General features: G+C 57.7%; 23 protein-coding genes and 1 tRNA gene. 18 read left to right on the top strand and 6 right to left on the bottom strand.

The window, feature by feature from the left end:
• Window positions 1-5 precede the first annotated feature (5 nt).
• Both BLV81_RS14790 and pnuC read left to right on the top strand, forming a co-directional pair.
• Entirely contained in the window at window positions 6-1,232 is a 1,227-nt protein-coding gene (locus tag BLV81_RS14790) for a phosphotransferase enzyme family protein (RefSeq protein WP_092357573.1), read from the top strand.
• A complete protein-coding gene (gene pnuC / locus BLV81_RS14795; RefSeq protein ID WP_176992843.1) occupies window positions 1,232-1,837 on the top strand; it encodes a nicotinamide riboside transporter PnuC in 606 nt (201 codons plus the stop codon). Before BLV81_RS14790 ends, pnuC begins: the two co-directional genes overlap by 1 nt.
• Here the strand turns inward: pnuC and BLV81_RS14800 are convergent.
• Window positions 1,834-3,054, bottom strand: a complete 1,221-nt coding sequence (locus tag BLV81_RS14800; RefSeq protein WP_092357577.1) for an EAL and HDOD domain-containing protein — start codon at window positions 3,052-3,054, stop codon at window positions 1,834-1,836. The two genes, pnuC and BLV81_RS14800, sit on opposite strands and share 4 nt — an antisense overlap.
• 267 nt (window positions 3,055-3,321) lie before the next feature.
• Entirely contained in the window at window positions 3,322-4,248 is a 927-nt protein-coding gene (locus BLV81_RS14805) for a hypothetical protein (protein ID WP_092357579.1), read from the bottom strand.
• Between the two features lie 128 nt (window positions 4,249-4,376).
• Here BLV81_RS14805 and greB point away from each other — a divergent pair, with 128 nt between their 5' ends.
• Window positions 4,377-4,931: a transcription elongation factor GreB gene (gene greB / locus BLV81_RS14810; RefSeq protein ID WP_092357581.1), complete on the top strand. Its 555-nt coding sequence runs from the start codon at window positions 4,377-4,379 to the stop codon at window positions 4,929-4,931.
• 31 nt (window positions 4,932-4,962) lie between these two features.
• Here the strand turns inward: greB and BLV81_RS14815 are convergent, their stop codons facing one another.
• From BLV81_RS14815 to BLV81_RS14830, 4 genes are all read right to left on the bottom strand, one after another.
• Window positions 4,963-5,655, bottom strand: coding sequence for a glutathione binding-like protein (locus BLV81_RS14815; protein ID WP_092357583.1), 693 nt, complete (start codon window positions 5,653-5,655; stop codon window positions 4,963-4,965).
• Between the two features lie 47 nt (window positions 5,656-5,702).
• Complete coding sequence (locus tag BLV81_RS14820; RefSeq protein WP_092357585.1) at window positions 5,703-6,905, bottom strand: pyridoxal phosphate-dependent aminotransferase; 1,203 nt, start codon at window positions 6,903-6,905, stop codon at window positions 5,703-5,705.
• Window positions 6,906-7,000: 95 nt separating this feature from the next.
• Window positions 7,001-7,513: a putative toxin-antitoxin system toxin component, PIN family gene (locus BLV81_RS14825; RefSeq protein WP_092357587.1), complete on the bottom strand. Its 513-nt coding sequence runs from the start codon at window positions 7,511-7,513 to the stop codon at window positions 7,001-7,003.
• 30 nt (window positions 7,514-7,543) lie between these two features.
• The gene (locus tag BLV81_RS14830) at window positions 7,544-8,431 is read right to left on the bottom strand and encodes a type 1 glutamine amidotransferase domain-containing protein (protein WP_092357589.1); all 888 of its coding nucleotides are present in this window, start codon (window positions 8,429-8,431) and stop codon (window positions 7,544-7,546) included.
• Window positions 8,432-8,540: 109 nt separating this feature from the next.
• On the opposite strand from BLV81_RS14830, the gene BLV81_RS14835 reads away from it, so the two are divergent.
• From BLV81_RS14835 to nuoH, 15 genes are all read left to right on the top strand, one after another.
• Window positions 8,541-9,050, top strand: coding sequence for a GNAT family N-acetyltransferase (locus tag BLV81_RS14835; RefSeq protein WP_092357591.1), 510 nt, complete (start codon window positions 8,541-8,543; stop codon window positions 9,048-9,050).
• Window positions 9,051-9,140: 90 nt separating this feature from the next.
• Window positions 9,141-9,392, top strand: a complete 252-nt coding sequence (locus BLV81_RS14840; protein WP_092357593.1) for a transcriptional regulator — start codon at window positions 9,141-9,143, stop codon at window positions 9,390-9,392.
• A 93-nt stretch (window positions 9,393-9,485) separates the two neighbouring features.
• The gene (gene yaaA, locus BLV81_RS14845) at window positions 9,486-10,262 is read left to right on the top strand and encodes a peroxide stress protein YaaA (RefSeq protein ID WP_092357722.1); all 777 of its coding nucleotides are present in this window, start codon (window positions 9,486-9,488) and stop codon (window positions 10,260-10,262) included.
• 61 nt (window positions 10,263-10,323) lie between these two features.
• Window positions 10,324-11,337 (top strand): threo-3-hydroxy-L-aspartate ammonia-lyase, encoded by a 1,014-nt coding sequence (locus tag BLV81_RS14850; protein WP_092357595.1) that lies wholly within the window; start codon window positions 10,324-10,326, stop codon window positions 11,335-11,337.
• A gap of 161 nt (window positions 11,338-11,498) precedes the next feature.
• Window positions 11,499-12,248: a triose-phosphate isomerase gene (gene tpiA / locus BLV81_RS14855; protein WP_092357597.1), complete on the top strand. Its 750-nt coding sequence runs from the start codon at window positions 11,499-11,501 to the stop codon at window positions 12,246-12,248.
• Between the two features lie 76 nt (window positions 12,249-12,324).
• Window positions 12,325-12,747 carry a preprotein translocase subunit SecG gene (secG, locus tag BLV81_RS14860; RefSeq protein WP_092357599.1) on the top strand — a complete coding sequence of 141 codons (423 nt, stop codon included), beginning with the start codon at window positions 12,325-12,327 and terminating at the stop codon, window positions 12,745-12,747.
• Between the two features lie 85 nt (window positions 12,748-12,832).
• Window positions 12,833-12,917 (top strand) — tRNA-Leu (locus BLV81_RS14865).
• Window positions 12,918-13,068: 151 nt separating this feature from the next.
• The gene (locus BLV81_RS14870; protein ID WP_092357601.1) at window positions 13,069-13,428 is read left to right on the top strand and encodes an NADH-quinone oxidoreductase subunit A; all 360 of its coding nucleotides are present in this window, start codon (window positions 13,069-13,071) and stop codon (window positions 13,426-13,428) included.
• A 3-nt stretch (window positions 13,429-13,431) separates the two neighbouring features.
• On the top strand, window positions 13,432-13,908 hold the full coding sequence (locus BLV81_RS14875) for a NuoB/complex I 20 kDa subunit family protein (RefSeq protein WP_014005578.1): 477 nt from the start codon (window positions 13,432-13,434) through the stop codon (window positions 13,906-13,908).
• 9 nt (window positions 13,909-13,917) lie between these two features.
• On the top strand, window positions 13,918-14,514 hold the full coding sequence (locus BLV81_RS14880) for an NADH-quinone oxidoreductase subunit C (RefSeq protein ID WP_092357603.1): 597 nt from the start codon (window positions 13,918-13,920) through the stop codon (window positions 14,512-14,514).
• The gene (locus tag BLV81_RS14885; RefSeq protein ID WP_092357605.1) at window positions 14,514-15,767 is read left to right on the top strand and encodes an NADH-quinone oxidoreductase subunit D; all 1,254 of its coding nucleotides are present in this window, start codon (window positions 14,514-14,516) and stop codon (window positions 15,765-15,767) included. The genes BLV81_RS14880 and BLV81_RS14885 overlap by 1 nt, the downstream gene beginning before the upstream one ends.
• Window positions 15,768-15,869: 102 nt before the next feature.
• A complete protein-coding gene (gene nuoE / locus BLV81_RS14890) occupies window positions 15,870-16,361 on the top strand; it encodes an NADH-quinone oxidoreductase subunit NuoE (protein ID WP_092357724.1) in 492 nt (163 codons plus the stop codon).
• The gene (nuoF, locus tag BLV81_RS14895) at window positions 16,358-17,653 is read left to right on the top strand and encodes an NADH-quinone oxidoreductase subunit NuoF (RefSeq protein ID WP_092357607.1); all 1,296 of its coding nucleotides are present in this window, start codon (window positions 16,358-16,360) and stop codon (window positions 17,651-17,653) included. The genes nuoE and nuoF overlap by 4 nt, the downstream gene beginning before the upstream one ends.
• 189 nt (window positions 17,654-17,842) lie before the next feature.
• On the top strand, window positions 17,843-20,197 hold the full coding sequence (gene nuoG / locus BLV81_RS14900) for an NADH-quinone oxidoreductase subunit NuoG (RefSeq protein WP_092357726.1): 2,355 nt from the start codon (window positions 17,843-17,845) through the stop codon (window positions 20,195-20,197).
• Window positions 20,197-21,264 (top strand): NADH-quinone oxidoreductase subunit NuoH, encoded by a 1,068-nt coding sequence (nuoH, locus tag BLV81_RS14905; RefSeq protein ID WP_092357728.1) that lies wholly within the window; start codon window positions 20,197-20,199, stop codon window positions 21,262-21,264. The genes nuoG and nuoH overlap by 1 nt, the downstream gene beginning before the upstream one ends.
• The last annotated feature ends 2 nt before the right edge of the window (window positions 21,265-21,266 follow it).

The raw sequence follows: 21,266 nt of genomic DNA on the forward strand, positions 1-21,266 counted from the left end.
GCCGCATGAGCGACCCCAGACAAGATGACGCGATCGGCCCAGGCATGCCTGCGGTGTTGAGCCACGGCATGGGCCTGGATGCGGTGGCGTCAAGCTGGCCGGCGCTGACCCTGGATGAGGTAGCGCGGCTGTTGCGCCATTATCCGCAGGTCGGCACAGTCGCACGCCTGAACTGGCATAGTCCGCGGCCGTTTTCCAGTGCTTGTGTAGCCGACACAGTATCAGGCCCGGTATTTGTAAAGCGCTTGTTGCGGGTGATACGGACCGCGGACGAATTGATGGACGAGCACCGCTTCATGGCACATCTGCAGCAGCATGGAATGGCGGTCAGCGAGGTATTGCAAGCCAGCGACGGCAACACTGCCCATGCCGACGGCGACTGGACTTACGAGGTGCAGCGCGTCGGACAGGGCGTTGACCGCTATCGCGATGCAACCTCATGGACGCCTTTCGCCAGCACTGCGGATGCGGCGGCGGCAGGCGGCGCGCTGGCCAGGCTGCATCTCGCGGCGCGCGGTTACGATGCGCCGGCGCGCAGCACCAAATTGCTGGCGTCCGGCTTTACCTTGTTCAATATTGAAGATCCGCAAGGAGTGCTGAGCCGGATCGGGCTTTACATGCAGGAGCGGCCGGCATTGGCCGACTACCTGGCGCAGCGTGACTGGCAACAGGAAGTGGGGCGCGTGCTGTTGCCGTTCCATGCGCGTTTAAGCCCCATGTTGCATGGCTTGACGCCCTTATGGACGCATAACGACTGGCATGCTTCCAACCTGCTGTGGCAGCCGCATGTGCCAGCTGAACTATCGACTGCGGTCGCGACCGTGGTCGATTTCGGCCTGGCCGATCGTACCTGCGCTGTCTACGATCTTGCCATCGCCATCGAGCGCAACCTGATCGAATGGCTGGCCCTGCCGTCGATGCCTGTCAATCAACGTGGCTTGGTGCATATCGATCAACTGGACGCCATGCTCGATGCTTACGAGGCGGTGCGTCCATTGTCGGTGCTGGAAGCGGCTGCCTTGCCGGCATTGCTGCCTTTGGCGCATGCTGAATTCGCGCTGTCGGAGCTGGCTTATTTTCATGGCGTGCAGAAATCCGCCGAAAACTCGGCGCTGGCCTACGATACATATTTCCTCGGCCATGCCGAGTGGTTTAATAGCGATGCCGGCGAATATCTGCTGGATCATCTGCAGCGCCGCAGCAACCATAAAAACAAACAACAGGAGTCCTGATGTCAGGTTTGGAAATCAGTGCAGTCATCATCAGCGCCTTGGCAGTCTGGCTGACCGCGCGCCGCCATTTGTGGTGCTGGCCTATCGGCCTGGTCTCGGTGCTGTTATATGCGCGCATATTCCTGGATGCGAAGCTGTATTCGGATCTGTTGCTGCAATTGATCTTTGCGGTCATGCAATTGTATGGCTGGTGGCAGTGGAGCAGGGCCGTGCCGGAGCAGCACCATAGCCGGCAAGACAACCATCATATTCAGCCGCGGCGTTTGTCGAAATCCGGCTGGCTGACCGGCTTGCTGGCCGGGGCGTCAGGCAGCGTAGTGCTGGGTTATGTCATGGCCAGCTTTACCGATGCGCACATTCCCTGGCTGGATTCGGCGCTGACCAGCTTCAGCCTGGTGGCCCAGTTCTGGATGGCGCGCAAATACGTCGCCAACTGGTGGCTATGGATCGCGGTCGACATCATCTATGTCGGCGTGTATATCTATAAGGATCTGAACCTGACCGCGGGTTTGTACGCCGCGTTCATCGTGCTGGCCGTTATCGGCTTGCGCAACTGGCAGCGGCAGCTGGTCGGCAATCAGCCGGCAGCCGCCGCCGCAGTTTAAACGGCCTTCACGCCCAGATTCTGCGCCCATGCCAGCGCCGACAGATGCGCCAGGTTGACTTCCGCCGGGCTGATCTTCAGCGAGCTGGCCAACGGGCCGATCAGCGGCGAGTTCAGCTCGCAAGCCTCGGCCAGCGCCACATAAGGGCCATACGGTCCGGATCGTGTCAGCAGCGCTGCGGCCACCTGGTCGGATAGTTTGATGTTGGCGAGAACTTCCTCCATGCTGACGCCGAGCAAGCGGTCCAGCAGCGAAAAGATACCGGCCACAAACAGGTTTTCCGATTCGCCCTTAGGCAGGTATTTTTTTCCGAGCAACTCGGAGAAGCGCCCGCGAACGATCGCCGTTTCCATCAGCACCGGCGAATAGCCGCTGCTGCTGGCGGTCGCCAATAACAAGGACAGCCATTGAAACAGCGCTTCGTAGCCCAGCAAGGCGAGGGCGGCGCGCAGTGACTGCACTTCCGTTTTCAAGCCGAATGCAGCGGAATTGATGAAGCGCAGCAGTTCGTAAGACAAGCCCGGATCGTGTTTGAAGATTTCTTCGATTTTTTGCAGATTCTCGTTCTTGGCAACCAGGTTCATGATTTGCACAATGTGTTTCTGAGCAGGATTCAAGCCGGTGGCGCGTTTGCCGGGGCGCGGCGTCAGGTGCAGCTTGCCGATGAAAGCATCCAGTCCCAGCAAGGCGCAAGCGTCATAGTCCTGCCAGTTGCTGACCGGCCGGCCGACCATGCGCAACGACGATTTTTTCAGCGCCGCGTAGTGGCGTGCCTGCGCCGCAAAATTGCCGGCGGAAAATCGTACTTCAAGATGTGAGATGTCAGCGGGTAGCGCCGCGCCGGCCAGCTCTGCATCACGCAGCGATATGCCATAGCCTTCGGCGCGCAAGGTATTTACCGCAGCCAAGGTGTCCGGATCGGCGAGGTCGCTGTGCTTGAGTGTCAGCACGATGCTGGCGGCCGGCATCCTTTTGAGCGCCTCGCTTTTAAGCAGGGCCGGCGATGCCTCCAGGAACAGCAGTTTATTACCCAGCAACCAGCCGGTTTTTTCGTCGCTCAGTTTGTCGGCGACGAAACTCAGCAAAACAAGTAAGTCATATTCTTTCGTCTGCACATCGGCATCGTCGTCAGTTTCCTGCCAGGTGAGGTCGTAGCCGATAACGACCTGTTTCGGATCTAGCAAAGGTTCTCGAACTATGAAATTTTCGTTACGCATCTTGGAATTTTTATAGTGGATGATGGTGAATGCTGCAAAATCGATTTTCCTAAACAGGCTAAATACTGCCTAAACACTGTTAACGGCTGTTTTTCAAAAAAATTGAGCCGATAATCTGAACTACAGGAAAATCTGCCACGACCACTATAAAAATGTCGCATTGTCACGACAAAACCGCATCTCCGCCAACGGCACTGCGACCGTTGCGCTCGAATGCCAGAGTACCGGTAACAGCGACGGCAGCTTTCACTGCCGTGCGGTGACTGCTTAGCGTTTTGCCAATGCAGCGCGCTGCTGCAGCAAGGTCAGCCAGCGTTCGCCGCATTCAGCATCGCTGATACAGAGCGCGTAGTCGGTGACGGTGCGGGCGGCGCGTTCCAGCAACTGGATATCCGCTTCGTGCTGGCGCGCGACGTGCGGATCTTCCAGAAACAGTACGCGCCGGCATTGCTGGCGATCCAGGATCAGTTCAGCGATCTGGGCGTCGCCGCCCAGCGGGCCGCTGAGGAAGGGTTTTACCCAGTTGCGTCCGGCTTCTTCACCTTTTATTTTTTGCGCCAGCTTATTGAGCAGGCTGCCGGTGGTGCCGGTGGCGCAGCGAAATGCAAACTGATCGAGCAGCGGGAAATGACGTTCAGCAATGTCCAGCATCCGCTCTTTCATGGCGTCGTGGGCGATCAGCGCGATGCCTTCTTGGGCCAGATTGAAAGTCGGGTCGAGCTCCGGGTTCGGTGCGGCGCCGGCCGCCATGCCTTCCAGCTCCAGCCATTCGCGGGCGCCGGCCAGCGTCGATAAAAACGGTTTTCCGTGAATCACGCATTGCCGTTTCAGGGCTACCGCTTCCGGAAAGGTCGATGACGGATCGACCGGATCCATCAGGTAGATCACCGCATCCAGGGTCCGCGCCGGATCGGCGTCGACCACCCGCGACACCAGTTTCATCAGGCCGCCGTGACGGCCGTAAGGGAAGCGTTCGATGTGCGGATAGTCAAGCAGCAAGCCGAGCCGCTGCATGGCGTCCAGCGTGCGGCCGACGACGATCAGTTGCGGCTTCAGTTGCTGCTCGATGAGGTGGCGGCTACCCGCGAGCAGTTGCGCCAGCGCCGAATCGGCGCCGTTCTGATGGCTGCGGCTGGTGGCGAGGCCGATCCGGAAAGGAGCGGAAGGGGCATTGCGGGAAGAATTGGCAGGCATATGACGGGATCTGGAGTCGACGCGGGCAACATTGCACCGGCCTGACTTTACCATACCGCCATGCAATAAAAGCCATGTTCAGGAGCCGAATCGGCAGTCGCAGCGCAATTGGAACTACAATGTCAGCTATGAACAAGGCATTTGTAAAAGAATCTGAAGGCGATGACGACGATCTGGAATTCGGACTGCCGGCGATCCCGCCCGGCACCAAGAATTACATGACGCCGGCAGGCTATCAACGCATGAAAGACGAGCTGTTGCGTCTGATTGATGTGGACCGGCCGGAAGTGGTGCGCATCGTTTCCTGGGCCGCCTCGAATGGCGACCGTTCCGAAAACGGCGATTATATTTATGGCAAGCGCAGACTGCGTGAAATCGACCGCCGCATCCGCTTTTTGACCAAGCGCCTGGATCTGGCCGAAGTGGTCGATCCGAGTGTGCATCACGGCCGCGACCAGGTGTTTTTCGGCGCCACGGTGACTTACCAGAATCATGCCGGCGAAGAGCACACGGTGACCATCGTCGGCATCGATGAACTGGATCCGCTGCATGGCAAGATCAGCTGGATTTCTCCGGTGGCGCGCGCCTTGACCAAGGCCCATGAAGGCGAGAGCGTAACCTTGATGACGCCGGCCGGGCTTGATGAACTGGAAATATTGGCGGTTAGTTATCCTGCATCGTAGGGTGGGCACTTCCGTGCCCACCCTACATTCTTTATCGTTTCTGATATTGCTGAGCGCCAAACAGGATATCCCGCGCCTTGTCGTCGGTCAGCGGCTTGCGGGCCGAGGCCAGCACTGCGACGCCGCGCTGGACCGCCGGGCGTTCGCTGATCATATCGAACCAGGCTTTCAGATGCGGAAAGTCGCTCAGTTCTATGCCCTGGTTTTTCCAGGAACGAAGCCACGGGAAAGTGGCGATGTCGGCGATCGTATATTCATTGCCGGCGAGGTAGGGGTGTTGTGACAATTGCTTGTCGATCACGCCGTAGATGCGCTTGGCTTCGTTGGTATAGCGATTGACGGCATACTCTATCTTTTCCGGCGCGTAGATGCGGAAATGGTGAGTCTGGCCCAGCATTGGCCCGACCGCGCCCATCTGGAACATCAGCCATTGCAGGGTGCTGAATTTCTCACGATCGGTATGGCCCAGGAATTTGCCGCTCTTGCCGGCCAGGTAAATCAGGATCGCGCCCGATTCAAAAAGAGAAATCGGCTTGCCGTCGGGGCCGTCGGCATCGACGATCGCCGGGATTTTATTGTTGGGCGAAATCGACAGGAAGTCCGGCTTGAACTGGTCGCCGGCGCCGATATCGACTGCGTGCACGCGATAGGGCAAGCCCAGCTCTTCCAGCAGGATGTGTACCTTGTGACCGTTCGGTGTGGGCCAGCTATAGACATCGATCATGACTATTTCCTTTTTTAAAGTTGTATCGCTGCGTGCTTGAAATACGTTCAGATTTTTGCCAGGCGCTGCAGCGCCTGCTGCAAGGTCTGGTCTTGCTTGGCGAAGCAGAAACGGACGATGCCCGATTCCCGTGGAGCTTGATAGAACGCCGATACCGGAATTGCGGCGACACCGATTTCAGAAGTCAGCCAGATCGCGAAATCAGCCTCGCTCAACGATGAGATGGCGGAGTAATCGACGCACAGGAAATAGGTGCCGTCAGCTGGCAGCAGTTTGAAGCGCGTTTGCTTCAAGCCAGCGCGAAACAGGTCGCGCTTGTGCTGATAAAACGCCGGCAGCTCCAGGTAGGGTGCGGGATTTTGCATGTACTGCGCAATCCCATGCTGCACCGGCGTGTTGACGGTGAAGACATTGTATTGATGCACTTTGCGGAATTCCGCGGAAAGCGCCGCCGGCGCCGCCACATAGCCGATTTTCCAGCCGGTGACGTGATAGGTCTTGCCAAAGCTGGAGACGACAAAGGCGCGCGCCGCGAGTTCGGGATGGCGGCAAATCGATTCATGGCGCACACCGTCGAACACCATATGCTCATAGACTTCATCTGACAAGATCAGGATTCCGGTCCCGCGCACGATATCTTTCAGCGCTTCGATATCGGCCGGGGTCAGTACGCTGCCGGTAGGATTGTGCGGCGAGTTGATCATGATCATGCGGGTACGCGGGCTGACTGCCGCTGCAATCCGGTCCCACGGTATGGCGTAGCCACCGGCGCCCAATGTCATTTGCACCGGCACCGGCTTGCCGCCGGCCAGTTCGATGGCTGGCACGTAGCTGTCGTATGCCGGTTCGATCACGATCACTTCGTCGCCCGCATGCACCGTGCACATGATGGCGGTCAGCAAGCCCTGGGTGGCGCCGGCGGTGACGGTGATGTCGGTGGCTGGATCGTAGCTGTGGCCATACAGTTTTTCGATTTTAGCGGCGATGGCCTGGCGCAGAGCCGGCACACCTGCCATCGGCGGATACTGGTTGAAGCCGTTCTTCATGGCGTCGCCAACCGCGTCGACCAAGACCGGATCGCAATCGAAATCGGGGAATCCTTGCCCCAGGTTCACTGCCGATTTTTCGCTGGCGAGCGTCGACATCACAGTAAAAATAGTGGTGCCGACCTTGGGGAGTTTGGATTGAAGCTGTGTGGCGGCGCGGTCTGCTGCAATGTCGCCGCCAGGAATTCTTAAATCACGGTTCATCTGCTATCAATCTCGGTGTCTGTCTGAATCTGGCATTTTAGCGTTTTGTCCGGGACTGCACAGCGCGTTGCGAATTCCTGTGGGCTTCCCGCGAGCTAAGAGCCGGCCGCGGCCGGCGAGCCCCATGCCTGCGGCGGAATGATGGCGAACAGGCCTATCTTGGCCGTCTTGCGCGCCAGTTTGAGCAAGGCTTTGTCCTTGGTGATCAAGGTCGTAGCGTGAGCGCCCAGCGCCAGTTCGAGGAATTTCTGGTCGTCCCTGTCCGTGCAGATGGGCAGGCGGATGTCGGTACGCGGTGTCAGCGCTTCGGCTGCCAGGCAGGTGATCAAGGCGTCAAATTCGGCATTGAAGGCGGGCCGGGTGTCATCGGTGATGGGCAGATGCGAATAATGCAACACCGTTTGCCATTCCTGGCGGCAGTCGGCCCGGGTGACGGCTTCGACTGCGCCGCTTTGCAATGCCGCCATCAAGCCGGCCCAGCGCGGATCGCGGAAGACAAAGAGATCGAGGCAGACATTGGTGTCGATCACGATGCGTGGTTTGTCTGGGCGACTGTTGGGGGCTGCGGGTAGATCAGCGGTTGTGTCTGCGGGTATGTCTGAATTCATGCGGGTTTCCATCAATCGGTAGCGCGCATTTTACCTCGGCTGCCAGTTCGTCAAGCCATCTTCCAGCAGGCGCGAGAAAGTGGCGGCGAAGTGATGCACGTCGCCAGGCCAGCGGGCCGAGACGTAATTGCCGTCTTGCACTACGAAAGCGGGGCGAAGGTCGCGGTCGGTGTCGCGGAACAAGCCGCTGCTTTTGCGAAAGTAATCCGGCGCGCCGGGTTCGGCATCGATGAAATCGCCGGGTTGCGCCAGGGCGCGCGTCACTTCGGCCTGTACGCTGCGATAGCCGGCTGCTTCGCCGTCTTGTTCGCCATAGGTGCGGTAGTAGGCAGGATTCCAGAAACGGCCGCAGAACTTCATCAGGGTCCAGGCGCTACGTTCCAGCTTCCAGGTCAGTGCTGTGCTTATGCGGCCATGCAGAACAGATTTGCCGCTGCGCGGCGAGCGGCTGCGGGCGGCCAGGACGACGCCGTGGCAGATGGCGGCCACCGGTTTGCCGCTGTCGAAGAATGCGCCGGTGAAATGCTGCAGCGGCTGGCTTTCCAGGTAAGCCAGCATGCCGCGCGCACAGTGGCCGCCGGGCAGCAGCAAGCCGTCATAGTCGGCGACATCAAGCCCGGCATAAGCCAGCGGCGCCTGGAATGCGCGGTCGGCTTCAAGCGCCGCATAGTCGGCGCGGGCCGAGGTATTGGCGCGCAGCATCAGCCCCAGCAATTTGATTTTCCTGAGCAGCGGTATCCAGCCCCAGGCATCCAGGCCTTCGCCGGACAGCATCAGCGGATCGGCCGCGGCGGTTTTGCCGTCGGGCGTGGCGAACAGCACCTTGTGTCCACGTGAAGTCAAAATGCGCCAGGAGACCGCCACTTCGCTAGGATCGAAATCCAGGTTCGGGATCGGAATCAGGATAATTTTTGGCATCGTATCATTTCAGAATCAGCGCAAACTCAAGTTCGCTAGACAATTATCGTCCTGGTGCTTATGCTCCCATGCTACAGGTAAATTCCCACTCCAAGGAAAAATGAAGCCCATGAAAGTTCTTGACACAGAGCGTTTGATTTTGCGTACCTTGCACGAGGACGATGCTGAATTTTATCTGCGTCTGGTGAACCAGCCTTCATGGCTGCGGTTCATCGGCGACCGCGGCATCAGAACCCTTGAAGCGGCGCGCGCGGCGCTCCTGAGCGGACCGATAGCGGCACAGGAGCGCTATGGATTCAGTTTCTATATGACGGAATTGAAAGACGGCGCGCAGCCGATAGGCATATGCGGCCTGATCAAAAGAGAGACTTTGCCGGATGTCGATATCGGCTACGCTTTTCTGCCGGAGTTCTGGGGCAAGGGCTACGCCTTTGAGGCTGCGTCGGCAGTACTGGAGTATGGCAATCGTACTTGCGGCCTGCAGCGGATAGTCGCCATTACCGCGCCGGACAATCATCAATCGATCAAAGTGCTGGAAAAAATAGGCCTGAGGTTTGAAAAAATGCTGCAGCTGAAGGATGACGGTTCAGAGACGAAATTGTTCGCCAGTCAATTTTAATGCCGCCGGCCCGGGCGAACAGCGGCGCAGGCATTAGCGTGCTATGGTAAGAACTCGCGATGTCACTTGTTGTCACTTCGGGAGGCGCACATGAAGCTCATCGAACCGGATGAAAAGCATGATTTCCATGCGGTCTTGTCGGCGCAGAATCTGGCTGCCGACGATTTTGAATTGCATGAAGTGGATACGACGGATCCCAAAACCGATGAGATATTCGCGCTCACCGGCTTTGTCACGGTAAGCAGGAAATCCACTGGCCGTAAACAACAATATCCGACCGGCGACGGTTCGATCTGGGTTGCTGAATTCGAACGAGATCTGTCGCAAGGTGTTTTCGACTGAATGTCGATAGCAGTCGGCGATGGCGGCAGCGCCAGCGCCGAAATGTTTGTTTCGGTATCATTGCGGACATTCTTCTGCTTATTTGGATGTCACATGCTGATTGTCTTGTCGCCCGCAAAATCCCTTGATTACAGCACTCCCAGCACTACCGAAACGCACACCACCCCGGATTTCATCGACCATTCAGCAGAGTTGATCAGCGTCTTGAAACAGCTGTCGCCAGCCGAGATCGGCAGCATGATGAAGATCTCCGATCCGCTGGCGCAGCTGAACACGGCGCGTTTTGCGTCGTGGTCGAAGAAATTCACCAGCAGCAATTCCAAGCAAGCGATCATGGCCTTCAACGGCGATGTCTACGAAGGCCTGGATGCCGCCTCTTTGAGCGCTGCACAGTTGAACTATGCGCAGAGCCGCATCAGGATCCTGTCAGGCTTGTATGGCGTATTACGGCCGCTGGACCGGATGCAGCCGTATCGGCTGGAAATGGGCACCGGCCTGGCCAACCCGCGCGGCAAGAATCTCTATGCTTTCTGGGGCGATACGGTGACCCAGGCTTTGAACCAGCAATTAAGCCAGCAAAAAGCCGACACGCTGGTGAATCTGGCATCTGAGGAATATTTCAAGGTGGTCCGGCCGCAAGTGCTTGACGCCAGTATCGTCACACCGGTTTTCGAGGATTGGAAAAACGGCAAATACAAGATCATTTCATTCTATGCCAAGCGGGCGCGCGGCATGATGGCGCGCTATGCGGCATTGAACAAGATCACCGATGCGGAAAAACTCAAGGCATTCGATCTGGGCGGCTATCAATATATTCCGCAGGATTCGGATAACGGCCACTGGATGTTTCGGCGGCGCCTGGCGGAATAGCGCTCGGGGATTCGAAGCGTTTGCTGCGCTGGCGATGTTTAATTAATACAAAGGATTAAAAATGACTGCTGCCAACCATGCCGGACCTGTTGCAGCCGCTGGGCTTGCTGTCACGTATCAAGACATCGTCGCTGCCGCTAAACGGCTTGCGGGCGTGGCGCGCCAGACGCCGGTACTGACTTCCGGCCAGGCTGACCGGCAAGCGGATGCCAGCGTTTTCTTCAAATGCGAAAATTTTCAGCGGGTAGGGGCATTCAAGTTTCGAGGCGCATATAACGCCATCAGCTGCCTCAGCGAAGAACAAAAGCAGCGCGGCGTAGTGGCATTTTCGTCCGGCAACCACGCACAAGGGATGGCGCTGGCGGCGCGCATGCTTGGCGTGCATGCGACCATTGTCATGCCGAGCAATGCGCCGGCAATGAAGCTGGCGGCGACACGCGAATACGGCGCCGAGATCATTCTGTACGATCGCGAGCGTGAAGACCGGGAAGTGATTGCCGCCCGTCTGTCCGCTGAGCGCGGCTGCGCCGTGATTCCGGCCTATGATCATCCCGACGTGATTGCCGGCCAGGGCACGGCAGCGAAAGAATTGTTCGATGCTGTCGGCCCGCTCGATTATTTGTTCGTGTGCACTGGCGGCGGCGGCTTGCTGTCCGGTTGCGCCATTGCCGCGGCGCATTTGTCTCCCGACTGCATCGTGATCGGCGTCGAGCCGGAAGCGGGAAACGATGTGCAGCAATCATTGCGAAGCGGCAATATCGTGCATATCCCGGTGCCGGACACGATTGCCGATGGCGCCCAAACGCAGCATGTCGGCAAGCTGGTGTTGCCTATCCTGCAGGCATATGTAAAGGACATCGTTACCGTGAGTGACGATCAACTGCGCACGCAAATGCGGTTTTTTGCCGAGCGCATGAAGATCGTGGTCGAACCGGCCGGCTGCCTGGCTGCCGCCGCGGTGATGCACCGGGCATTGGCGTTTGCGGGAGCAAAAGTCGGCGTAATAGTGAGTGGCGGCAATGTCGATATGGCGCTTTTTGCGAACAGTATTGCCGCTGCGAAAGCATTTTCCTGAGTTGCCTGGTGCTAAACCCATGCGCTCGGCCCGCGGTTCGATTGTAAAGTCGGCCGCCAATTGGTTTGATAACTGCTTGGTAACTATTTCTTGCCGGTTTGACCGCTTTCCCCTCGACGCGTTAGAATGCCGGGTTATTGAAAACCTAGGCCTTGGTAAATATGCGTCGTAAACTGGTAGCGGGTAACTGGAAGATGAATGGCAGTCTGGTTGCCAATGCTGCATTGATGGCGGAAATCAAGGCTGGCCTGACAGCGCCGGCTTGCGATATCGCCTTATGCGTACCGGCCCCTTATTTCGCGCAATGCCAGGCTGAGCTTGCCGGATCGGCAATTGCCTGGGGTGCGCAAGACGTTTCCGCGCACGCCGCAGGTGCTTATACCGGTGAAATCGCAGTCAGCATGTTGCAGGATTTTGCTTGCCAGTACGCTATCGTCGGCCATTCCGAGCGGCGCGCTTATCATGCCGAAAGCGATGCGCTGGTGGCGCAGAAAGCAGTGCGCGCCTTGCAGGCCGGCGTTACGCCTATCGTATGCGTCGGTGAAACCCTGGCTGAGCGCGAAGCCGGCCAGACCGACGCGGTAGTAGGGCGGCAGCTGGCAGCGGTGCTGGATGTGCTGGATGCGGCTGATCTGGCCAGGATTGTGGTGGCCTACGAACCGGTGTGGGCAATCGGGACCGGCAAGACGGCGACCCCGCAAATGGCGCAAGATGTGCACCTGGCCTTGCGCGCCAAGCTGGCTGAAAAAAATCCTGCGGCTGCAGCCGAGGTAAAGATTTTGCATGGCGGTAGCATGAAGCCCGACAACGCCGCCGAATTGCTGGCCATGCCGGATATAGACGGCGGTTTGATCGGCGGCGCGGCGTTGAAGGCGCTTGATTTTCTGGCGATCGTTGCTGCAGCCCGGTAGTGCGGATTTAGAAATTCAGTAAAAACAAAGAATCATAAAGAATCACCAAGAATCAACTCTCATTGGAAATCATTAAATGAACACAGTATTTAACATCATTGTCATCGTTCAGGTGTTGTCGGCGTTGACGATTATCGGCCTCGTGCTGCTGCAGCATGGCAAGGGCGCCGATATGGGTGCGGCTTTCGGTTCCGGCGCCTCGGGTAGTCTGTTCGGCGCTACCGGTTCTTCGAATTTCCTGTCGAAGTCGACCGGCCTGGCGGCGGCGATTTTCTTCATCGCGACTTTGGCGTTGGTGTACCTGGGGAATCATCGTTCGGCGGTGACCGGCGGCGTGATGGAGAATTTGCCGGCGGCTGCTGCGCCTGCGGCAGCCATTCCGGCGACATCGGCGGAGCCTGTTGCGGCCCCTGCAGCTGCTTCCGGATCGGCTAGTGCGGCTGCTTCCGCGCCTGCGCCATCGACCGGTAGCGCGCAGTCGAATCAAATTCCTAAATAAGTAGTGTTATAGAGTGAAAATGCTGACTTTTAACTCGATTGTGCATTGAACAAAAGTATCAAATCAGGTTAAAATACGCGCTTATGCCGACGTGGTGAAATTGGTAGACACGCTATCTTGAGGGGGTAGTGGCGAAAGCTGTGCGAGTTCGAGTCTCGCCGTCGGCACCAAAGAATATGAGGCCAGCAACGGTTGCCCCTGCGCTGGCTTTTTGTCGAGGAACTTGTGGTCTGGTTTGCCGGATTGGGGGCGTCAGGTTTGAGAATTCGAACCGGCAAATCATTCTGCTAATCGTTCAAACCAAACTACTGGCGTAAAATCGTGAACCTCGAAAATTATTTTCCCGTCCTGCTGTTTATTCTGATCGGTATCGCGGTTGGCATCGCCCCGCAAGTGCTTGGTCGTGTACTTGGGCCGCATCGGCCCGACTCCCAAAAAACTTCTCCATACGAATGCGGTTTTGAAGCATTCGAAGATGCGCGCATGAAATTCGATGTGCGTTATTACCTTGTCGCCATTTTGTTCATTTTGTTCGATCTGGAAACCGCTTTTTTCTTCCCGTGGGGGGTTGCCATGCGCGACCTCGGTTGGCAGGGCTTTATCACGATGATGGTGTTTATCGCTGAATTCGTGGTGGGCTTCTGGTATATCTGGAAACGCGGCGCTCTGGATTGGGAGTAAGCCATGTCTATTGAAGGTGTATTGAACGAGGGCTTTGTCACCACTACGGCTGACAAATTGATCAACTGGACCCGCACCGGCTCTTTGTGGCCGATGACGTTTGGTCTGGCCTGCTGTGCCGTAGAAATGATGCATGCCGGCGCCTCGCGCTACGACATGGACCGTTTTGGCGTAATCTTCCGGCCGTCGCCGCGCCAGTCTGACGTGATGATCGTGGCAGGTACGCTGTGCAACAAGATGGCGCCTGCCTTGCGCAAGGTGTACGACCAGATGCCGGAGCCGCGCTGGGTGATTTCCATGGGCTCCTGCGCCAATGGCGGCGGCTACTATCACTATTCGTATTCGGTGGTGCGCGGTTGCGACCGCATCGTGCCGGTCGATATTTATGTTCCCGGTTGCCCGCCGACTGCGGAAGCGCTGTTGTACGGCATTATCCAGCTGCAAAACAAGATTCGCCGCACCAACACGATTGCGCGCTAAGAGAACACCATGACGACCAAACTGGAAACCCTGGAAGCCGCCGTGCGCAATGCGCTTGGCGACGACCTTCAAAGTCTGACTGTGGCCTTTGGCGAGATCACGATCGTGGTCAAGGCGTCGAATTACCTGTCAGCGATGCGCGTCCTGCGCGATCACGCCGATACCCGTTTTGAAGAGTTGATCGACCTCTGCGGCGTCGACTATTCGACCTATGGCGACGGTATCTGGGAGGGCGCCCGTTTTGCGGCGGTTTCCCACTTGCTGTCGATCGAGCACAACTGGCGCCTGCGCGTCCGCGTGTTTGCTCCGGACGACGAAATGCCGATGCTGGCCTCGCTGACCGATATCTGGGCCTCGGCCAACTGGTATGAGCGCGAGGCTTTCGATTTTTTCGGCATCCTGTTCGAAGGTCACAACGACTTGCGCCGCATCCTCACCGACTACGGCTTTATCGGCCATCCGTTCCGCAAGGATTTCCCGGTGTCGGGCTATGTCGAGATGCGCTACGACGCTGAGCAAAAACGCGTAATTTATCAACCCGTAACGATTGATCCGCGCGAGATTACGCCGCGGGTGATTCGTGAAGAACATTACGGGATCAAATAATGGCAGAAATTAAGAATTACACGCTGAACTTCGGTCCGCAACATCCGGCCGCGCATGGTGTTTTGCGTCTGGTGCTGGAGTTGGATGGCGAAGTGATCCAGCGTGCCGACCCGCATATCGGCTTGCTGCATCGCGGCACCGAAAAATTGGCGGAACAAAAAACCTATCTGCAGTCAGTGCCTTACATGGATCGCCTCGACTACGTGTCGATGATGTGTAATGAGCATGGCTACGTGATGGCAATCGAACGCTTGCTGGGCCTGGAAGTGCCGCTGCGGGCACAGTACATCCGCGTCATGTTCGACGAAATCACGCGTCTGCTGAATCACCTGATGTGGATCGGCGCGCATGCGCTGGACGTGGGTGCGATGGCGGTGCTGCTGTACGCATTCCGCGAACGTGAAGATCTGATGGATTGCTACGAAGCCGTTTCCGGCGCTCGCATGCATGCTGCTTATTATCGTCCGGGCGGCGTGTACCGCGATCTGCCGGATACCATGCCGCAGCACAAGGCGTCGCTGGTGCGCAATGCAAAGGCCATCAATGCGCTGAATGAAAATCGCCAGGGTTCCTTGCTCGATTTCATCGAAGATTTCACCGTGCGCTTCCCGAAATATGTGGACGAGTACGAGACTTTGCTGACCGATAACCGGATCTGGAAGCAGCGTCTGGTCGGCATCGGCGTGGTGTCGCCAGAGCGCGCCAAGGCGATGGGCTTTACCGGCGCGATGCTGCGCGGTTCCGGCGTCGAATGGGATTTGCGCAAGAAGCAGCCGTACGAAGTGTATGACTTGCTCGACTTCGACATCCCGGTCGGCAAGAACGGCGATTGCTATGATCGTTACCTGGTGCGGGTTGAAGAAATGCGCCAGTCCAACCGGATTATCAAGCAATGCGTAGAATGGCTGCGCAACAACGGCGGTCCTGTGATGACAAGCAACCACAAGGTTGCGCCATCGTCGCGGGTCGACATGAAATCCAACATGGAAGAGCTGATCCATCACTTCAAGCTCTTTACTGAAGGATTCCACGTGCCGCCGGGCGAAGCTTACGCTGCAGTGGAACATCCAAAGGGCGAATTCGGCGTGTATATCGTGTCGGATGGCGCCAACAAGCCGTACCGCTTGAAAATCCGTGCACCCGGTTTCCCGCATTTGCAGGGTTTGAACGAAATGGCCAAGGGCCACATGATTGCCGATGCGGTTACCATCATCGGTACACAAGATATCGTGTTCGGTGAAATTGACCGTTAAGTCCGCTGTTGTTACTTGCAGTTCGCAATCACAGTTGTCACGCATGTCACGCATGTCAATATTAACTACTCGCGCAAAACACCGCGCACGAATGGCCAACACATGTTGTTAAGTCAAGATACATACAAAAAGATCGATCGCGAAGTAGCGAAATTCCCCGCCGACCAGAAACAGTCGGCGGTGATGGCCGCTCTGGCGATCGCGCAAGATGAAAAAGGCTGGCTGGCGCCGGAAACCATGCAGGATGTCGCGGATTACCTCGGCATGCCGGCTATCGCGGTGCAGGAAGTCGCGACCTTTTACAATATGTACAACACCAAGCCGGTCGGCAAGCACAAGATCAGCATCTGCACCAATCTGCCATGCCAGTTGTCCGGCGGCGATCGGGCGGCGCAGCATCTGAAGCACAAGCTCGGCATCGATTTCCGCGAAACCACCGCGGACGGCCGGTTCACTCTGGTTGAAGGCGAATGCATGGGCGCTTGCGGCGATGCGCCGGTACTGCTGGTCAATAACAAACGCATGTGTAGCTGGATGTCGAACGAAAAGATTGACGGCTTGTTGGCGGAACTCAATGAGGTAACCCCGAAATGACCAGCTTGCACAATCGTCATATCAACCCGCTGATCCTGGCTAACCTGGACGGCGACAACTGGCACTACGCCGATTACGTCAAGCGCGGCGGCTATACCGCCCTCAAGCGCATCCTCTCCGAAGGCATCACGCCGGAACAAGTCATCGCCGAGCTGAAAGCCGGCTCGCTGCGCGGCCGCGGCGGCGCAGGGTTTCCGACCGGCCTGAAGTGGAGCTTCATGCCGCGTCAGTTCCCGGGGCAAAAATACCTGGTCTGCAATACCGACGAAGGCGAGCCTGGCACGTTCAAGGACCGCGACATCATCCGCTACAATCCGCATTCGCTGATTGAAGGCATGGCCATCGGCGCTTACGCCATGGGTATCTCGGTCGGCTACAACTACATCCACGGCGAAATCTGGTCCGGCTACGAGCGCTTTGAAGAAGCGTTGGAAGAGGCGCGCGCCGCCGGTGCGCTGGGCGACAAGATCTTCGGTAGCGAATTCAACTTCCAGCTGCATGCATTCCACGGTTACGGCGCTTACATCTGCGGCGAAGAAACTGCATTGCTGGAATCGCTCGAAGGCAAGAAGGGCCAGCCGCGCTTCAAACCGCCGTTCCCGGCCAGTTTCGGCCTGTACGGCAAACCGACCACGATCAACAATACCGAGACCTTCGCAGCCGTGCCGTTCCTGCTCAACATGGGCGGCGAAGCCTATGCAGCGCTGGGCAAGCCGAACAACGGCGGCACCAAGATTTTCTCGATCTCGGGCGACGTCGAAAAGCCGGGCAATTACGAAGTGCCGCTGGGTACGCCGTTCGCCAAGCTGATGGAACTGGCAGGCGGCATGCGCGGCGGCAAAAAGATCAAGGCCGTGATCCCTGGCGGTTCGTCCGCACCGGTGATCAGGGGCGAGGTCATGATGGATACCGATCTCGATTACGATTCGATCGCCAAGGCCGGCTCGATGCTCGGTTCCGGCGCAGTGATCGTGATGGACGAAACGCGTTGCATGGTGAAATCGCTGCTGCGCCTGTCCTACTTTTATTTTGAGGAATCCTGCGGCCAGTGCACGCCTTGCCGCGAAGGCACCGGCTGGCTGTATCGCCTGGTGCATCGCATAGAAACCGGGCATGGCCGTCCGGAGGACATGGATCTGCTGGATACGGTAGCGGGCAACATCATGGGCCGCACCATTTGTGCGCTCGGCGATGCGGCAGCGATGCCGGTGCGCGGTTTCCTGAAGAATTATCGCGAAGAATTTGAATATCACATCGAGCATAAGCATTGCTTGGTGCCTAGTTATCAATAATTGCGGGACAGAGTTTAAGAGCCACCGTAGCGTGGCGAATTACTCTGTCCCCAACTGACTAGATAAGACGCTTGAATAGCAAAGAAAAGTAGCTGGACAGGGTTTAAGGGGCACCGTTGCATGGTGAATTACGCGACCCGTGCGACTCAGTCCTCAACTAATCAAAACATAGGCAAGAAAAGCAAAGCCATGGTTGAAATCGAAATAGACGGCAAGAAGGTGGAAGTCCAGGAGGGCAGCATGGTAATGGATGCTGCCAACAAGATTGGCACTTACATTCCACATTTCTGCTATCACAAAAAACTCTCCATCGCGGCCAACTGCCGCATGTGCCTGGTCGAGGTGGAAAAAGCGCCGAAGGCCCTGCCTGCCTGCGCCACTCCGGTGACTGCCGGCATGATCGTGCGCACCAGCAGTGAAAAGGCGACCACTGCGCAAAAGAGCGTGATGGAATTCCTGCTGATTAATCATCCGCTGGATTGCCCGATCTGCGATCAGGGCGGCGAATGCCAGTTGCAGGATTTGGCGGTCGGTTACGGTAAATCGTCTTCCCGCTACGAAGAAGAGAAGCGGGTCGTGGCGCCGAAAGATGCCGGTCCGCTGATCTCGATGCAGGAAATGAGCCGTTGCATCCAATGCACCCGCTGCGTTCGCTTCGGCCAGGAAATCGCCGGCGTGATGGAATTCGGCATGGTTGGCCGCGGCGAACACTCCGAGATCACTACCTTCGTCGGCAAGACCGTCAATTCCGAACTGTCCGGCAACATGATCGATCTGTGCCCGGTCGGCGCACTGACATCCAAGCCATTCCGTTACAGCGCCCGGACCTGGGAATTGTCGCGCCGCAAATCGGTCAGCCCGCATGATGGCCTGGGCGCCAACCTGGTGGTGCAAGTCAAATCCGGCAAGGTGATGCGCGTGCTGCCGCTGGAAAACAACGACGTCAATGAATGCTGGCTGTCGGACAAGGATCGCTTCGCCTATGAAGGCTTGAACAGCGCCGAACGCCTGACCAAGCCGATGCTCAAGCAAGACGGCAAATGGCAGGAAGTCGAATGGCAAACTGCGCTTGAATATGTGGCGCACGGTTTGCGCAACATTCGCCATGAGCATGGCGCTGACGCCATTGCCGCTGTCGGTACGCCGTATTCGACGCTGGAAGAATTGTCGCTGCTGCAAAAAGTGGTGCGCGGCCTGGGTTCGGAAAACATCGATTTCCGCCTGCGTCAATCCGATTTCGCCCTGGATGGCAAAGTCATGCCGTGGCTCGGCATGTCGATCAACGAATTCGCGCAGCTGGATCGCGCTTTCATCATCGGCTCGTTCCTGCGCAAGGATCATCCGCTGTTGTCGGCGCGGCTGCGCCTGGGCGTCAAGCGCGGCGCCAAGCTGAGCATCCTGCATGCGGCTGACGACGATCTGCTGATGCCGGTCGCTAACAAGATGATCGCTGCACCGTCGGCCTGGTTGTCGCTATTGGGTCAGGTGGCGGTTGCTGTGGCACAGGCCAAGAGCATCGCAGTGCCTGCCGGCTTCGAGAATGTCGAAGCTTCGGCCGAAGCCAAGCAAACCGCTGCCAGCCTGTTGTCCGGCGCTGCGAAAGCGGTATTGCTCGGCAATGCCGCGGCACAGCATCCACAGGCTTCGCAACTGCACGCAGTGGCGCAGTGGATTGCACAGCAGACCGACGCCAAGTTCGGCTACATGACCGAGGCTGGCAATACTGTCGGCGGTTATTGGGCGAATGCCTTGCCGGCAGCCGGCAAGGGCCGCAACGCGCAACAGATTTTCGCTCAGCCGCACAAGGCTTATGTGCTGTTGAACGCCGAGCCGGAGCTTGATAGCTTCGACCCGCAAGTCGCTGTGGCGGCGCTGAAGCAGGCCGAGATGGTCGTGACTTTGTCCGCATACCAGCACGGCGCTGAATACGCCGACGTATTGCTGCCGATTGCGCCATTTACCGAAACCTCGGGTACTTTCGTCAATTGCGAAGGCCGTGCCCAAAGTTTCAACGGCACCGTCCGGCCCATGGGCGATGCCCGTCCGGCCTGGAAGGTATTGCGCGTATTGGGTAACCTGCTGGGCCTGCCTGGTTTCGACTACGACACTTCCGAAGCGATTCGCGATGAAGTGCTGGGTACCGGCGAAGTTGCTGAAGCCAACCTGTCGGCACGTCTGAACAACTTCAGCGATCTGGCGCCGCAAGCTGCAGCACGGGCTGCCAACGCCAATGGCGAGGGCGGGCTGGAACGTTTAGCGGATGTGCCTATCTATTTTGCCGATGCGGTAGTGCGTCGCGCGGCATCGTTGCAGGAAACCGTTGACGGCCAGGCGCCGCAAGCATGGTTGTCGGCTGCGCTGGCGGCAAAGCTGGGCATCGCTGCCGGCGATCGCGTTAATCTTAAACAAGGGCAGGGCGCTGCTGCGCTGGCCGCGGCGATTGATCCTTCGCTGCCGGAAAATGTGGTGCGGGTAGCCGCTTCGCATGCCTCGACCGCAGCCTTGGGTGCGATGTTTGGTTCTATCGTAGTGGAGAAAGCATGATGGATCATTTCATCGCCGCCATCAATGCCACCGGCGCCGACTGGTTCGGTTTCCTCTGGCCGCTGATCTGGAATCTGATCAAGATCATCGTTGTCGTCGTGCCGCTGCTGTTGTGCGTGGCCTACATGACTTACTGGGAACGCAAGCTGATCGGCTGGATGCATATCCGCCTCGGCCCTAACCGGGTTGGTCCGGCCGGTTTGCTGCAACCGATCGCCGACGCCCTCAAGCTGCTGTTGAAGGAAGTCACCTTGCCGGCGCGCGCCAACAAGGTATTGTTCTTCATCGCACCGATCATGACCATCATGCCGGCTTTGGCTGCATGGGCGGTGGTGCCGTTCGGTCCGGAAACCGTTTTGGCCAACGTCAACGCCGGCCTGCTGTTCGTGATGGCCATCACTTCGATGGAAGTCTACGGCGTGATCATTGCCGGCTGGGCTTCCAACTCCAAGTATGCCTTCCTCGGCGCGATGCGCGCTTCGGCGCAGATGGTGTCCTACGAAATTTCGATGGGCTTCGCCCTGGTCATCGTGCTGATGGTGTCGGGCAGCCTGAATCTGACCGATATCGTGATGGCGCAAAGCAAGGGCTATTTCTACGATCACGGCGTCGGCGTGCTGTCGTGGAACTGGTTGTCCTTGCTGCCGGTGTTCCTGATCTACTTCATTTCGGGGATTGCCGAAACCAACCGTCACCCGTTCGACGTGGTGGAAGGCGAATCGGAAATCGTCGCCGGTCACATGATCGAATACTCGGGCATGTCGTTCGCGATGTTCTTCCTGGCTGAATACGCCAACATGATCCTGATCTCGATCCTGGCAACGCTGTTGTTCATGGGTGGCTGGGCATCGCCGCTGGCGATGCTGGACTGGATTCCAGGCTGGATCTGGCTCGGCGCGAAGACCTTCTTCTTGCTGTCGGTGTTCATCTGGGTACGCGCTTCGTTCCCGCGCTATCGCTATGATCAGATCATGCGTTTGGGCTGGAAAGTATTTATCCCCTTGATTCTCGCCTACCTGGTGATCGTCGCTGCCTGGATTCAAAGTCCGTGGAATATCTGGAAGTAATG

The sequence above is a fragment of the Collimonas sp. OK242 genome (assembly GCF_900107095.1).
Classification (GTDB): Bacteria; Pseudomonadota; Gammaproteobacteria; order Burkholderiales; family Burkholderiaceae_D; genus Collimonas.

What these genes read in the sequence shown, in the direction of transcription:
- pnuC (WP_176992843.1), top strand. Translation starts at nt 1,232, where the DNA reads ATGTCAGGTTTGGAAATCAGTGCAGTCATCATCAGCGCCTTGGCAGTC.
- BLV81_RS14835 (WP_092357591.1), top strand. Translation starts at nt 8,541, where the DNA reads ATGAAAGTTCTTGACACAGAGCGTTTGATTTTGCGTACCTTGCACGAG.
- secG (WP_092357599.1), top strand. Translation starts at nt 12,325, where the DNA reads ATGAACACAGTATTTAACATCATTGTCATCGTTCAGGTGTTGTCGGCG.
- nuoE (WP_092357724.1), top strand. Translation starts at nt 15,870, where the DNA reads ATGTTGTTAAGTCAAGATACATACAAAAAGATCGATCGCGAAGTAGCG.
- BLV81_RS14885 (WP_092357605.1), top strand. Translation starts at nt 14,514, where the DNA reads ATGGCAGAAATTAAGAATTACACGCTGAACTTCGGTCCGCAACATCCG.
- BLV81_RS14850 (WP_092357595.1), top strand. Translation starts at nt 10,324, where the DNA reads ATGACTGCTGCCAACCATGCCGGACCTGTTGCAGCCGCTGGGCTTGCT.
- yaaA (WP_092357722.1), top strand. Translation starts at nt 9,486, where the DNA reads ATGCTGATTGTCTTGTCGCCCGCAAAATCCCTTGATTACAGCACTCCC.
- BLV81_RS14825 (WP_092357587.1), bottom strand. Translation starts at nt 7,513, where the DNA reads ATGAATTCAGACATACCCGCAGACACAACCGCTGATCTACCCGCAGCC.
- BLV81_RS14880 (WP_092357603.1), top strand. Translation starts at nt 13,918, where the DNA reads ATGACGACCAAACTGGAAACCCTGGAAGCCGCCGTGCGCAATGCGCTT.
- BLV81_RS14830 (WP_092357589.1), bottom strand. Translation starts at nt 8,431, where the DNA reads ATGCCAAAAATTATCCTGATTCCGATCCCGAACCTGGATTTCGATCCT.
- BLV81_RS14815 (WP_092357583.1), bottom strand. Translation starts at nt 5,655, where the DNA reads ATGATCGATGTCTATAGCTGGCCCACACCGAACGGTCACAAGGTACAC.
- BLV81_RS14820 (WP_092357585.1), bottom strand. Translation starts at nt 6,905, where the DNA reads ATGAACCGTGATTTAAGAATTCCTGGCGGCGACATTGCAGCAGACCGC.
- nuoF (WP_092357607.1), top strand. Translation starts at nt 16,358, where the DNA reads ATGACCAGCTTGCACAATCGTCATATCAACCCGCTGATCCTGGCTAAC.
- BLV81_RS14875 (WP_014005578.1), top strand. Translation starts at nt 13,432, where the DNA reads ATGTCTATTGAAGGTGTATTGAACGAGGGCTTTGTCACCACTACGGCT.
- nuoH (WP_092357728.1), top strand. Translation starts at nt 20,197, where the DNA reads ATGGATCATTTCATCGCCGCCATCAATGCCACCGGCGCCGACTGGTTC.
- nuoG (WP_092357726.1), top strand. Translation starts at nt 17,843, where the DNA reads ATGGTTGAAATCGAAATAGACGGCAAGAAGGTGGAAGTCCAGGAGGGC.
- greB (WP_092357581.1), top strand. Translation starts at nt 4,377, where the DNA reads ATGAACAAGGCATTTGTAAAAGAATCTGAAGGCGATGACGACGATCTG.
- BLV81_RS14805 (WP_092357579.1), bottom strand. Translation starts at nt 4,248, where the DNA reads ATGCCTGCCAATTCTTCCCGCAATGCCCCTTCCGCTCCTTTCCGGATC.
- BLV81_RS14800 (WP_092357577.1), bottom strand. Translation starts at nt 3,054, where the DNA reads ATGCGTAACGAAAATTTCATAGTTCGAGAACCTTTGCTAGATCCGAAA.
- BLV81_RS14840 (WP_092357593.1), top strand. Translation starts at nt 9,141, where the DNA reads ATGAAGCTCATCGAACCGGATGAAAAGCATGATTTCCATGCGGTCTTG.
- tpiA (WP_092357597.1), top strand. Translation starts at nt 11,499, where the DNA reads ATGCGTCGTAAACTGGTAGCGGGTAACTGGAAGATGAATGGCAGTCTG.
- BLV81_RS14790 (WP_092357573.1), top strand. Translation starts at nt 6, where the DNA reads ATGAGCGACCCCAGACAAGATGACGCGATCGGCCCAGGCATGCCTGCG.